Source organism: Helicobacter winghamensis ATCC BAA-430 (assembly GCF_028751035.1).
GTDB classification, from domain to species: Bacteria; Campylobacterota; Campylobacteria; order Campylobacterales; family Helicobacteraceae; genus Helicobacter_D; species Helicobacter_D winghamensis.
This window is the reverse complement of record NZ_CP063533.1, coordinates 1,196,938-1,208,653: the sequence shown is the minus strand read 5'-3', so window position 1 is coordinate 1,208,653 and position 11,716 is coordinate 1,196,938. Positions and strand designations below refer to the sequence as shown.

Annotated in this window: 15 protein-coding genes and 2 tRNA genes; 16 read left to right on the top strand and 1 reads right to left on the bottom strand. The window is 35.7% G+C overall.

What is annotated here, in order from left to right:
- Positions 1-47: 47 nt before the first annotated feature.
- The 4 genes from IP358_RS06230 to IP358_RS06215 all read left to right on the top strand — a co-directional run bounded on the left by IP358_RS06230 (position 48) and on the right by IP358_RS06215 (position 1,741).
- The gene (locus tag IP358_RS06230) at positions 48-218 is read left to right on the top strand and encodes a hypothetical protein (protein WP_006802726.1); all 171 of its coding nucleotides are present in this window, start codon (positions 48-50) and stop codon (positions 216-218) included.
- Positions 194-1,444 (top strand): radical SAM/SPASM domain-containing protein, encoded by a 1,251-nt coding sequence (locus tag IP358_RS06225; protein ID WP_006802725.1) that lies wholly within the window; start codon positions 194-196, stop codon positions 1,442-1,444. The genes IP358_RS06230 and IP358_RS06225 overlap by 25 nt, the downstream gene beginning before the upstream one ends.
- Before the next feature lie 112 nt (positions 1,445-1,556).
- Positions 1,557-1,634: transfer RNA gene (locus IP358_RS06220), tRNA-Pro, on the top strand.
- Between the two features lie 30 nt (positions 1,635-1,664).
- Positions 1,665-1,741, top strand: a tRNA-His gene (locus tag IP358_RS06215).
- 147 nt (positions 1,742-1,888) lie between these two features.
- Here the strand turns inward: IP358_RS06215 and IP358_RS06210 are convergent.
- On the bottom strand, positions 1,889-2,488 hold the full coding sequence (locus tag IP358_RS06210) for a DedA family protein (RefSeq protein ID WP_006802724.1): 600 nt from the start codon (positions 2,486-2,488) through the stop codon (positions 1,889-1,891).
- A gap of 88 nt (positions 2,489-2,576) precedes the next feature.
- Between IP358_RS06210 and IP358_RS06205 the strand changes: the two genes are divergently transcribed.
- The 12 genes from IP358_RS06205 to IP358_RS06150 all read left to right on the top strand — a co-directional run bounded on the left by IP358_RS06205 (position 2,577) and on the right by IP358_RS06150 (position 11,693).
- Positions 2,577-3,353: an OmpA/MotB family protein gene (locus tag IP358_RS06205; protein WP_040498553.1), complete on the top strand. Its 777-nt coding sequence runs from the start codon at positions 2,577-2,579 to the stop codon at positions 3,351-3,353.
- Positions 3,354-3,431: 78 nt separating this feature from the next.
- On the top strand, positions 3,432-4,052 hold the full coding sequence (locus IP358_RS06200; protein WP_040498681.1) for a carbonic anhydrase: 621 nt from the start codon (positions 3,432-3,434) through the stop codon (positions 4,050-4,052).
- A 2-nt stretch (positions 4,053-4,054) separates the two neighbouring features.
- A complete protein-coding gene (gene kdsA, locus IP358_RS06195; protein WP_006802721.1) occupies positions 4,055-4,864 on the top strand; it encodes a 3-deoxy-8-phosphooctulonate synthase in 810 nt (269 codons plus the stop codon).
- Between the two features lie 2 nt (positions 4,865-4,866).
- Positions 4,867-5,337, top strand: coding sequence for a 6,7-dimethyl-8-ribityllumazine synthase (ribH, locus tag IP358_RS06190; RefSeq protein WP_006802720.1), 471 nt, complete (start codon positions 4,867-4,869; stop codon positions 5,335-5,337).
- Complete coding sequence (gene nusB, locus IP358_RS06185; protein WP_006802719.1) at positions 5,337-5,936, top strand: transcription antitermination factor NusB; 600 nt, start codon at positions 5,337-5,339, stop codon at positions 5,934-5,936. Before ribH ends, nusB begins: the two co-directional genes overlap by 1 nt.
- 3 nt (positions 5,937-5,939) lie before the next feature.
- A complete protein-coding gene (gene pyrF, locus IP358_RS06180; protein WP_006802718.1) occupies positions 5,940-6,626 on the top strand; it encodes an orotidine-5'-phosphate decarboxylase in 687 nt (228 codons plus the stop codon).
- A 97-nt stretch (positions 6,627-6,723) separates the two neighbouring features.
- A complete protein-coding gene (locus IP358_RS06175; protein WP_006802717.1) occupies positions 6,724-7,329 on the top strand; it encodes an FAD-dependent oxidoreductase in 606 nt (201 codons plus the stop codon).
- Between the two features lie 125 nt (positions 7,330-7,454).
- Entirely contained in the window at positions 7,455-8,102 is a 648-nt protein-coding gene (locus IP358_RS06170; RefSeq protein WP_006802716.1) for a ferritin family protein, read from the top strand.
- A gap of 194 nt (positions 8,103-8,296) precedes the next feature.
- Positions 8,297-8,512, top strand: coding sequence for a flagellar basal body rod C-terminal domain-containing protein (locus tag IP358_RS06165; RefSeq protein ID WP_006802715.1), 216 nt, complete (start codon positions 8,297-8,299; stop codon positions 8,510-8,512).
- 9 nt (positions 8,513-8,521) lie between these two features.
- Positions 8,522-10,378, top strand: coding sequence for an arginine decarboxylase (speA, locus tag IP358_RS06160; RefSeq protein WP_006802714.1), 1,857 nt, complete (start codon positions 8,522-8,524; stop codon positions 10,376-10,378).
- Positions 10,375-11,073: a serine O-acetyltransferase gene (gene cysE, locus IP358_RS06155; protein WP_006802713.1), complete on the top strand. Its 699-nt coding sequence runs from the start codon at positions 10,375-10,377 to the stop codon at positions 11,071-11,073. Before speA ends, cysE begins: the two co-directional genes overlap by 4 nt.
- Before the next feature lie 32 nt (positions 11,074-11,105).
- Positions 11,106-11,693 carry a bacteriohemerythrin gene (locus IP358_RS06150; protein ID WP_006802712.1) on the top strand — a complete coding sequence of 196 codons (588 nt, stop codon included), beginning with the start codon at positions 11,106-11,108 and terminating at the stop codon, positions 11,691-11,693.
- Positions 11,694-11,716: the final 23 nt, after the last annotated feature.

The window sequence follows — 11,716 nt, the reverse complement described above, 5'->3', positions numbered from 1 at the left end:
ATGTTTAATTGTCGCAGTTTTCATATGAGAATCTCAAGGAGATCAGGATGTCAAAAATTAATTTTGTTAAGTTTAAAAATGCGATTCAATTAGAGGATTATCTTGCTTTAAGAAATATTTTGCAAGAGGATGTGGAAATTGTATTTGCTGATGATTTTTATAGTGCAGAGTTTTTTAAGTTCTTGCAAAATGTGTGTGGGGGGGGGGGATTCTTGTAGCCTTTAATACAGATTTAGCTGATTTAGAAATTGAGACTTTAAAAAAAGTTATTTTGGCAAAGGAGAATAGCTATCTTGCTTTCTGTAATCCTTATGAAAAATTTAGAGATTCTATTTTCTTTAAGCTTGTAAATTTAGATAGTTTTTCACGCTATGCAACAGAATATGCTTATAAAAATCGCATTCTAGAAAAACATTTGCGTAATATATTGCATTCTAAATGGAATAATACCTACAAAACGCAATTTTTTGAAGATAGGAGATTGTATAATCTTGCAACACAATGGAATGTAGTGAAGGATTTTTCTTTTGAATTTCCGCGTGAAATTTGGATTGGTCTATTAAATTCTTGCAATATAAATTGTTCTTTTTGTTCCTGGTTTAGTTATAGCTCAAGTAAAACTCTTTGTAATGATTATTTTAAAACGGATAAAAGAATTGCTACCGTACAAGTTGAAAATATTTTGCAATATGCTGGTAGAGCTAAAGCTAAATGCATTTTTTCAGGTCCAGGAGAGCCACTTTTAGATATGCGTTTAACAGATTTCGTAAAATGCGCTAAAGAATATGGGGTTTCATCTGTGGGGATTGCTACAAATGGAGTTTTACTAACTCCAAAGAAGTTTTTAGAGTTAGTAAAAGCTGGGGTAGATTCTTTGCGAATTGGTATTTGTTTTACAAAAGAGACTTATGATAAGTGTGCAAAAGGATTTTTTGAAAATTTTAAACATAATTTAATAGAGATTGCTAAACAAATTGAGAGTCTAAAGCTTTTCATAGCAATACAACTAGATATTATCTACGAAGGGCATAGAATAGTGGAAATGTTAGAGTTTTGGAATTGTTTGCAGGGGGTATGTAAGCGCATAAGGGTAGGTTTTACTTGTTGTTTAGAATCAAATGGTGGGGAATTTTTGGATAATGTTAAACTGTCTGAAGTTAGGACAATGCAGCAAAGGCATACTTGTAGTGCGCCTTTTGCAAGTTTATATGTATTTCCAAGTGGTGATGTTGGCTGTTGCTCGGCGCAAAGAAATAGCTATTTGGGAAAGGAAGATATTGAAAAATTTTGTTTAGGGAATGTGTATAAGCAAGATTTAGGGGAAATATGGAATGGAACATTCCATAAACGCTTTTGCCTAGCACATAAAAATATGGAGTTCGTAGAGAATGAAGCATTATTTTGTCAATCTTGCAGTGCTTGGTGGAATGAGTGTGAGCATTAAAATTTTTTATATTACAATGAGTGAAATAATACATAAAGTTAGGTGATTATGTAATATTCTTGACAAAGTGGAGCTAAAAAAGTATAATTCCACTTCTTTTTTATTTTTTAGTCGGGGCGTAGCGCAGTCTGGTTAGCGCACTTGGTTTGGGACCAAGGGGTCGAAGGTTCGAATCCTTTCGCCCCGACCATCTTTCTCATTTGTTCTTAATGGTTGTATGGTGGGCGTAGCTCAGTCGGTTAGAGCATCAGATTGTGGTCCTGAGGGTCGTGGGTTCGATTCCCATCGCCCACCCCATATTCCACTTATTTCATTCTTTTTCCTGTTTGATATGAAATTAGATTTTGTTTTTTTGAAGTTTCCCAAAATCTTTATAATAAATATCCATATTTTAATCTAAAGTAAAGTATTGCTTAAAACGAAATTCAAAATATAAACTTATTGTTAGGCTTTTGCTTTGCGTTGGAAGTAAATGTAAATTGCGATTCCAATACATACAAGCACAACCAAAGTAAATGTTATAAGATGTAGATATTCTTTTAAAATTGCTTCATTTTGTCCTAGAAAATATCCAAGTGTTGTTAGGATAATTACCCAAATGCCAGCCCCTAAGCTTGTGTAAAAGCAAAAGAGTGGTAAGTGCATTTTGCCAAGCCCTGCTGGAAGTGAGATATATTGCCTAACCACTGGTATTAAACGCCCGCTAAAAGTGGAGATGTGTCCGTGTTTGGCAAAGAAATTTTCCATTTTTACCATTGTTTTTTCATCAAAAAAGAAGTATTTGCCCCATTTTATTAGCAATTCACGCCCAAAATATAAGGCTAAATAGTAGTTTAAAAGTGCGCCACTAAGTGAGCCTAAGATTCCACAAAGAATGGCGATAAAAAAATTCATCTCTCCTTGGTGAGCTAAAAAACCTGCTGGTATCATCACAACTTCACTAGGAAAAGGAATAAAACTGCTTTCTAAAAACATCATAAAAAAGATTCCAAAGTAGCCAAAGGCGCTTACGGATTCTACAATAAAATCAATAATTGCGTGCAAAATTTCCTCACAAAATATAAAAATTAAATGGCATTATAACTAAAGATAAGCTATAATCCCAAAATTTTGGATAAAGGTAGGTGAAGTAGTGGCAAAAGATAAGAAATGCCCAGCGTGTGATTGTCCTCAAGGTGTGCCACTATGGCTTGGAACTTATGGAGATATGGTTACGCTGATTTTGACATTTTTTATTTTGCTACTTTCAATGGCAACTTTTGATACGCAAAAAATTGCACAAGCAGTAGGTTCGCTAGAAGGTTCTTTTGCAGTGCTTGAAAAAGGTTCGCAAAGTCAGATTAACCCTCCAGCACCAATTAAAGCAACTCCGATTGAAACGCAAGTTGAAATGGAAAATGTGTTAAATATTTTTGGAAGTTTGATTACAGATTATAATGAAGTTAATCGTATCTCAAATGGTCCTAGCGTGGAATTAGAAGAAGCAGAAAGAGGAGTGATTATTAGAATTCCTGAAGAGTTGCTTTTTGCCACAGGAAGTGCGGAGCTTACAAATCCTAGTGGAATCGCATTTTTAAAACGCTTAAGCTTGGAGCTTTTAAGAATGCCAAAAGCAGTGCTTGTTAAAGCTATCGGACATACAGATAATGTGCCTATGCGTGCGAATGCTGTGTTTGCGGATAATTTAGAACTTTCTGTGGCGCGTGGAGTAAATGTTGCAGAACTACTTTTGAAGCAAGGCTTAGAGAAAAATCGCATTTTAGGAGGGGGAGAGGGAGAGTTTTCGCCTATTGCCAATAATGATATTCCAGCGTTACGCGCAAAAAATCGTCGTGTGGATTTGTATGTGTATAGCATTGGTGAGGATTTATCAAGTGTAATTGGCGATGTTGCCAAAATCAAGCCTTAAGGGTAGAGAATGCAAGAAAAGTTGGAATCCAAAATGGAACAAAAAGATATGCAAGGTTCAACAAATGCACCAAATACAATGGATTTGCTATTTGAAGGCGCGATTAAGTTTAAAGAAGAAAATTTTTTAGTTTATAAGGAACTTTTTGAAAATTTAAAAGAAGGGCAAAATCCTCATACGCTTTTTGTGGGTTGCGCGGATTCTAGGGTTGTGCCAAATCTTATTACAAATACTCTTCCAGGTGAACTCTTTGTAGTGCGTAATATCGCAAATATTGTGCCACCTTATAGAGAGGCAGAAGAGTATTTAGCGACAACTTCAGCGATTGAATATGCGCTTGAAGAATTAAAAGTAGAAAATATCATTATTTGCGGGCATTCCCATTGTGGGGGTTGCGCAGCTTTGCATGAAGAAGGACACTTTGAGAGTATGCCAAATGTTAAAAACTGGCTAAAGTTGATTGAGCCTGTGAAAGAGCAAGTGTTGGCATTAAATCCCAAAAATAAAGCAATGCGTGCATATCTAACCGAGCAGATTAATATTGAAAAACAAATTGTAAATCTCTTTACTTATCCAAAGGTTAAAGAAAAATACCTTGCAAGAACGCTTAATATTTATGGGTGGCATTATATTATTGAGAGTGGAGAAGTGTATAATTACGACTTTAAAAGGCACGAATTTAATTTATTGAAGGCTTAGAGATGATTATTATTGCAGGACCTTGTGTAATTGAAAGCCAAGAAATTTTAGAAGAGATTGCAGAGTCTTTGCAGTCTTTGGCAAAGAATCCTAAAATTGACTTTTACTTTAAAGCGAGTTTTGATAAGGCTAACCGCACAAGTTTGGAATCCTATCGCGGACCTGGTTTAGAAAAAGGCTTAGAGTCTTTGGCGTTAATTAAAAAGAAATTTGGTTATAAGCTTCTTACAGATATCCACGAAAGCTACCAAGCAAAACCTGCTTCAGAAGTGGTGGATATTATGCAAATTCCAGCATTTTTGTGCAGACAAACAGATTTGATAGTAGAAGCGGCAAAAACAAAGGCTATGATAAATATCAAAAAAGGGCAGTTTATGAGCCCGCAAGATATGCAATATTCTGTTTTAAAGGCTCTAAAAATAAGGAATCCAAATGCGGAAAATGTGGATTTTAAAAGTGCAAAAGAATATGGAATCTGTTTAACAGAACGAGGAAATAGCTTTGGCTATGGAAATTTGGTTGTAGATATGCGCTCTTTAGCAATTATGCGCGCCTTTGCTCCGGTAATTTTTGATGCAACACACGCAGTGCAAATGCCTGGCGGCTTGAAAGGAAAAAGTGGAGGAGATAGCTCTTTTGCGCCACTTTTAGCGCGCGCAGCAGCAGCTACTGGGATAGATGGGCTGTTTGCCGAAGTGCATACAAATCCTAAAAATGCCTTAAGTGATGGTCCAAATATGCTAACACCTAGCGTGCTTTTGGAGTTAGTGGAGCAGATTTTAGAGATTAATACAATTGTTAATAAAGGATAAATATGCAAGTTATTGAAGGAAGTTTAGCTCTTATGGGTGATGAGAAAATTGCGATTATTTCAAGTCGTTTTAATCATTTAATTACAGATAGGTTAGTAGAAGGTGCTAGGGATTGTTTTTTGCGCCACGGAGGGAGAGATGAGAATCTCTCACATATTTTAGTGCCAGGAGCTTTTGAGATTCCTTTTGCTTTAGAAAAAGTGCTTTCGCAAGGTGATTTTGATGGAGTTTGTTGCTTGGGAGCTATTATTCGTGGCTCTACGCCACACTTTGATTATGTGAGTGCGGAAGCAACAAAGGGAATTGCAAATGTAACTGTGCGTTATGGAGCGGCAGTTACTTTTGGCGTGCTAACAACAGATAGCATTGAACAAGCGATTGAACGCGCTGGAACAAAGGCGGGAAATAAGGGATTTGAATCAATGGTTGGATTGATTGAGCTTATTAATCTCTATAGAAAGCTTGGTGTGTAATGGCGACACGCACGCACGCGAGAGTGGCTGTTGCACAGCTTTTGTATGCTTATGGAAGTGGGAATGATGGGATTTCAAAGTTTGTAGAAGAAATCTTAAGTGAGCATAAAATTAAAAATGCACAAAATGAGTTTGCAAAGACTCTTTTTAATGGTGTTTTGGAACATTTAGAAGAAGTTGATTTGCGCATTAAGCATCAGATTAAAAATTGGGATTTTGAGCGTATTGGCGATATGGAACGTGCGATTTTGCGCTTGGGGGCATATGAGATAATTTTTAGCGGAATGGATAAGGCGATTGTGATTAATGAAGCTTTAGAGATTACAAAAAATTTTAGCAATGAAACTTCTACAAAATTTATTAATGGAATCTTAGATGGAATCGCAAAAAACGCAACGCTAAGTGTGGATTCTATAAAGGAACAAGAAGCGCATAAGCAAGAAATTAATAACCTAGAAACAGAAAATACGCCAAATTCTAAGGGATTTGAAAAACCAAAAAGAGATTTTAAAAAGTTAGAATCTAAAAATTACAAAAGTAGCAAAACAAGAAGCTTGAAGCCTCTAAAAGATAAAAAGAATTCTGCAAAAAAAGGTTAAGGAATGAAACTTTGTATTGCGCTTGATTTACCAAGTAAAAAAGAAAATCTAGCTCTTTTAGAGTCCTTAAAATTCAACGAGCAAGTTTGGGTAAAGGTTGGCTTAAGAAGCTTTATTCGTGATGGTGCGGAGTTTTTGACAGAGATTAAGGCGCTTAATCCACAATTTAAGATTTTTTTAGATTTGAAGCTTTATGATATTCCAAACACAATGGGCGATAGTGTGGAATCTATCGCCACGCTTAATGTGGATATGCTAACCATTCACGCAAGTAGCGGTAGGGAAGCGATGCTAGAAGTAATGGCGCGTTTAAAAGCTTTTTCAAATCCGCCGCTTGTGATGGCTGTAACAGCGCTTACAAGCTTTGATGAGAATAGCTTTTTTGAAGTCTATCACACAGGGCTTGAAACACAGGTGCTAGAGTTTGCAAAAATGGCTAAGGAATGTGGAGTTAATGGTGTGGTTTGTTCTTGTGCGGAATCTTTAGTGGTAAAAACGCAATTAGGTGATGAGTTTTTAACGCTCACACCTGCAATCCGCCCCTTTGGCGAGAGTAGCGGGGATCAAAAGCGTGTGGCAACCTTACAAGATGCAAAGGACGCTAGAAGTGATTTTATCGTGGTGGGTCGCCCTATTTACAAGGCGGAGAATCCAAGAAAAGTTGTGGAAACAATTTTGGAAAATTTATAAAGCAAATAAGAAGTTTTTTATAAAATTTTTTGTAATTTTGTCAATGTCTAAGATAAGGCAAATTAGTATTAAATTTATCTTAAAATAAAGGAAAACAATGAAAAAAAGAGTTGTAATTATTGGTGGATCTATCGGTGGTCTTAGTGCGGCATTAGTGCTTGCAAGTGCGATTAAAGGGGAGCTTGATTTTGAGTTAAGCATTATTGAAAAAGGTGGTAAAGAGGCAGATTTATACAAGGCTGATGTGTATAATGTGCCGATGTTTAGGGCTGGAATTAATGGAGAAGAAATTATCGCTTCTACAAAAGAGCAATTAAATAAGCTTGCAAAAGTAGAGTTTATAGAAGCTGAAGCCACAGAAGTCTGCGGTGAAAAAGGGGATTTTGAGGTGAGTGGAGCAGGATTTGTAAAAAAAGCAGATTATGTGATTGTTGCAACAGGTGCTAGTGCTTGCAATATTAAGGGGTTGGAATCCTTTGTAAAGCCTCATACACTTATGCCAAAGCCGGGCAAAGTTTGTTTAGAAGTTTCTGGGCGTAATGTGGTAAAAGATGGAATTTATGCTGCTGGAATCGTATCTGGAGTTACAACAATGGTAGCTTGTGCTATGGGAAGCGCCACAGAGACAGCTTGTGCAATTTTAAGCGATATTGCAGGAGGTATCGCGGTAATCCACGATTTTAAAGGCTCACGAAAAGCTTAAAAAATTTCAAGCCTTTTGGCTTGAAATTCTTCATATCATTCTACAAAATTCTTCATTATTAATAATATTTATTATTTAATAACCTTGTGCTATAATTATAAAATCTTAAATTTAAGGAGTAAGTTATGCGACAATATGAAACATATAAATGCCAAAAATGTGGCAATGAAGTAGAGATGCAAAGTGTAGGGGGTGGGACACTTAGCTGCTGTGGTGAACCTATGGTGTGTGTAACGCAGGACTTAACTGCTGTAAATTTAATGAAAGCATTTGCTGGGGAGTCAATGGCGCGCAATAAGTATGATTTATTTGCTGATGTAGCAGAAGAAGAGGGCTGGCACGCAGTGGCTAGACATTTTAGGGAAGCGGCAGAAAATGAGAAATGGCACGCAAGGGCAGAATTTAAGGCTTATCATAAAATTGTTGATGGTAAAGAGCTTGAAATTACTGCAAAAAACTTATTAAGTGCAGCAGAGGGTGAAAACTATGAGTATACAATAATGTATCCAAATTTTGCCAAAATTGCTGAAGAAGAGGGCAAAAAAGATATTGTGCGCTTGTTTAATGCTATTGGTAAAGTAGAAGTTGAGCATGAAAGAGAATATTTAGAGTTGAAAGCTATGCTTGATGCAGAAGGATTTTTTGAAAGCAGTAGTGAGGAAGTATGGGTATGCGAAGTGTGTGGGCATATTCATCGTGGCAAAAAAGCTCCTGGAGCTTGTCCGCTTTGCAAAGCATCAAGAGAATATTTTAAGCGTGAGTTTTTAGGTTAAATTTCCTAATATCTTATTTTTGGATTCTAGTGGTTTGGTTTTTTGTAAAAATGCTGAGACTAGAATCCAAAACCCCATAAATTAAAATTTATATAAGCCCTCTGATTTACCACGTTGTTTTTAGGTTTTTTTAGTAATTTTTGGTTATAGTTTGGCATTTTAATTATAAAAATTTGTTCTTAAAAGGATTAGCTATGACTATTGGTGCAAGTTATGGATATGATGCATTTTCTGTTGCCCAAAGTGGAATTAGCACAAATGTGCAACAAGCTACACTTGAGACTTCTAATGTGGATTTAACCACGCAAATACCACAGCAGATAGTGGCGCAAAATGGCGTTGAGGCAAATGTAAAAAGTATTCAAACAGCGGATTCTATGTTGCAAACTTTGCTTGATATTAAAGCTTAAAGGTGGCTTATGGTGGATTATGGAATTAACTATTGGGGAAAAGATGATTTTATTATTGAAGATGGGCAAGTAAAGGTTAATTATAAAAGTAAGCCAGCTTTAATAGATATTGTCAAAAAAGTGCGTGAAGATGGGTATAGGGGACCTTTACTTGTGCGTTTTCCACATTTGATGAAAAAGCAAGTAGAAAAGATCTTTACGAACTTTGAAGCTTCCATTAAAGAACATCATTATAAAGGGCGTTTTAAAGCGGTTTTCCCGATTAAAGTTAATCATTATCCAAATTTTATTTTACCTTTAATGGAACAAAATATTAAGCGATGCTATGGGCTAGAAGCGGGGAGTAAGTCAGAGTTAATTATTGCAATGGCTTATACAAATGATAATGCACCTATTACGGTTAATGGCTTTAAAGATAAAGAGATGATTTCTTTGGGCTTTATTGCCGCAAAAATGGGACACGATATTACGCTAACTATTGAAGGATTAAATGAGCTTGAAACAATTATTGAAGTGGCAAAAACGCTTGGCAAGCCTTATCCAAATATCGGGCTTAGAATAAGATTGCATAGCACAGGGGTTGGAATCTGGGCAAAAAGTGGGGGGATAAATTCTAAGTTTGGACTGACTGCAACAGAGCTTGTAGAGGCGATTTCATTGCTACAAAAAAACAAGCTTTTAGATAAATTTACAATGATTCATTTTCATATTGGCAGTCAAATTAGTGATATTGCACCTTTGAAAAAAGCTTTAAGAGAGGCAGGAAATATTTATGCAGAATTGCGTAAAATGGGTGCTAAAAATTTAAATAATGTTAATATTGGTGGTGGATTGGCTGTAGAATATGCACAGCACGAAAACACACAAAATCGTAACTACACACTAGCAGAATTTAGTGGAAATGTTGTTTTTACACTTAAAGAGATTGCAAAGAATAAAAAAGAGCCAGAACCGGATATTTTTATAGAATCAGGGCGTTATGTATCTGCAAGCCATGCGGTGCTAATTTCTCCGGTGTTGGAGTTGTTTTCACAAGAATATGATGAAAAGGCATTGCATTTAAAAGACAAAAATCCGCCATTAGTAGAGGAGCTACTAGATTTATATAATACAATTAATGAGCGTTATGCAATTGAGTATTTGCACGATAGTTTAGAGCATATGGAATCACTTTTGACACTTTTTGATTTGGGCTATATTGATTTGCAAGATAGAAGCAATACAGAAGTGTTGGTGCATTTGATTATCAAAAAAGTGATTAAGATTTTAAAACACAAAAATCATAGTGATATTATTCGCATTCAAGAACAAGTCCAAGAGCGGTATTTGCTAAATTGTAGCTTTTTTCAGAGTTTGCCAGATTATTGGGGGCTGGCTCAAAACTTCCCTGTAATTCCGTTAGATAGGCTTAATAGGCGTCCAACAAGAAGTGCTAGCCTTTGGGATATTACTTGTGATAGCGATGGAGAAGTAACTTTTGACAAAAACGCACCTTTGTTTTTGCATGATATTGATGTGAATAAAGAAGAGTATTTTTTAGGATTCTTTTTGGTAGGTGCTTATCAAGAAGTGCTTGGAATGCGCCATAATCTTTTCACTCATCCTACAGAATTTAGCGTTGTGTTTGATGAAGAAGATGGGGATTATAGTATTGAAAATCTTTTAGAGGCACAAACGATTTTAGATGTGCTTGATGATTTAGATTATGATACAAAAGAGATTGAGCGCTGTTTAAAGCAACGCTTAGATGAGAGTGAGAAAATCCCAGAGGAGGCTAAGAAAGAAGTGCTGGGACAACTCTATGTAATGCTTAGTGAAAATGGTTATTTAAGAACGGTGTTTAAGAGCGAAGGGGAAATGCCTTGAGCTATGCCACAACGCTTTTTGGCACTATTAAGGAAGATTTTGCAGTGATTTTGGAAAAAGATCCTGCGATTAATTCTAAAATGGAATTGTTTTTTAACTATCCCGGACTTGTTGCGCTTGTGCATTATAGAGTTGCGCATAGGGTTTATGAAAAAGGATTCCATCTTTTAGCAAGAGTGATTATGGGTTTTACGCAATGGATTACAAACATTGATATTCATCCTGCTTGTAAAATTGGGCATCGTGTGTTTATTGACCACGGCGTTGGAGTGGTAATTGGAGAAACTGCAGAAGTGGGAAATGAGGTAACGATTTATCAAGGTGTGAGTTTGGGCGGTGTGAGTTTAGAGCGTGTTAAAAGGCATCCAACTATTGAAGATTTTGTGATTATTGGTGCTGGGGCAAAGGTGCTTGGAAATATTGTTGTAGGGGCGCATTCTAAAATTGGTGCAAATTCTGTGGTGATTCGTCCTGTGCCACCAAATTCAACCGCTGTTGGAATTCCAGCAAGAAATATCATTAAAGGAATGAGTGATGATTTAAATAAAATTCCAGATGTTTCTTATCAGCTTTTTATTTATTTAAAAAAGAGGTTAGATTTGTTAGAATCCCAAACGCAAAAGGATGGAGAATATGCAGAAGCACTAAAAAGATTAGATGATTTATATAGTGAGTTTTTAAAAGTTAAGAGTTGATATAATTTGGGTAGTGATTTAAAAAAGGAGTGATGATGATTGAGTGGAGTGATTCTTATAGTGTGCATAATGCGCATATTGACACACAGCATAAAAAACTTTTTGATCTAGCTAAGCAAGCATATATTATGTTAAATCATCAAGTAACACCAGATGAAATTCGTACAATTTTGGCAGAGTTTTGTAACTACATTAAAGAACATTTTAATGATGAGGAACAATATATGGAAAAGATTGGCTATCCAGATATTGTAAATCATAAGAAGATTCATAATGAGCTTACAAAAAGTTTAGTAATGCTTATTAAAAATGTTAAAAATGTTAATGATATGAAAGAAAAATTGCATATCATTGCAAAAAAATGGCTCTTAGAGCATATTCTAAAAGAAGATATGAAAATTGAAAGATTTCGTCGTAGTATGCTCACAGGGCAGGATCCTGAAATCACAGAAGGTGAAATTGAGTTAGCAACAGAGGTGTATTATTATGGTTGTGCTTGCTCAGGAAAGCTTCACGATGTTCCACTTGATATTCATAGAAGAATTGAAAAAGGTGAAAAATTTCGTTGTAAAACTTGTAAGCAAGATATCAAATGTGTAAAAGTGCAAAAGATTTTATAAGAGATTTTTTAGTAGAATTTTTA

Bases quoted from the DNA above. Each gene is read 5' to 3' on its own strand.
- IP358_RS06165 (WP_006802715.1), top strand. From the start codon at position 8,297: ATGACTATTGGTGCAAGTTATGGATATGATGCATTTTCTGTTGCCCAA.
- speA (WP_006802714.1), top strand. From the start codon at position 8,522: ATGGTGGATTATGGAATTAACTATTGGGGAAAAGATGATTTTATTATT.
- IP358_RS06200 (WP_040498681.1), top strand. From the start codon at position 3,432: ATGGATTTGCTATTTGAAGGCGCGATTAAGTTTAAAGAAGAAAATTTT.
- IP358_RS06150 (WP_006802712.1), top strand. From the start codon at position 11,106: ATGATGATTGAGTGGAGTGATTCTTATAGTGTGCATAATGCGCATATT.
- ribH (WP_006802720.1), top strand. From the start codon at position 4,867: ATGCAAGTTATTGAAGGAAGTTTAGCTCTTATGGGTGATGAGAAAATT.
- IP358_RS06170 (WP_006802716.1), top strand. From the start codon at position 7,455: ATGCGACAATATGAAACATATAAATGCCAAAAATGTGGCAATGAAGTA.
- pyrF (WP_006802718.1), top strand. From the start codon at position 5,940: ATGAAACTTTGTATTGCGCTTGATTTACCAAGTAAAAAAGAAAATCTA.
- kdsA (WP_006802721.1), top strand. From the start codon at position 4,055: ATGATTATTATTGCAGGACCTTGTGTAATTGAAAGCCAAGAAATTTTA.
- IP358_RS06175 (WP_006802717.1), top strand. From the start codon at position 6,724: ATGAAAAAAAGAGTTGTAATTATTGGTGGATCTATCGGTGGTCTTAGT.
- nusB (WP_006802719.1), top strand. From the start codon at position 5,337: ATGGCGACACGCACGCACGCGAGAGTGGCTGTTGCACAGCTTTTGTAT.
- IP358_RS06230 (WP_006802726.1), top strand. From the start codon at position 48: ATGTCAAAAATTAATTTTGTTAAGTTTAAAAATGCGATTCAATTAGAG.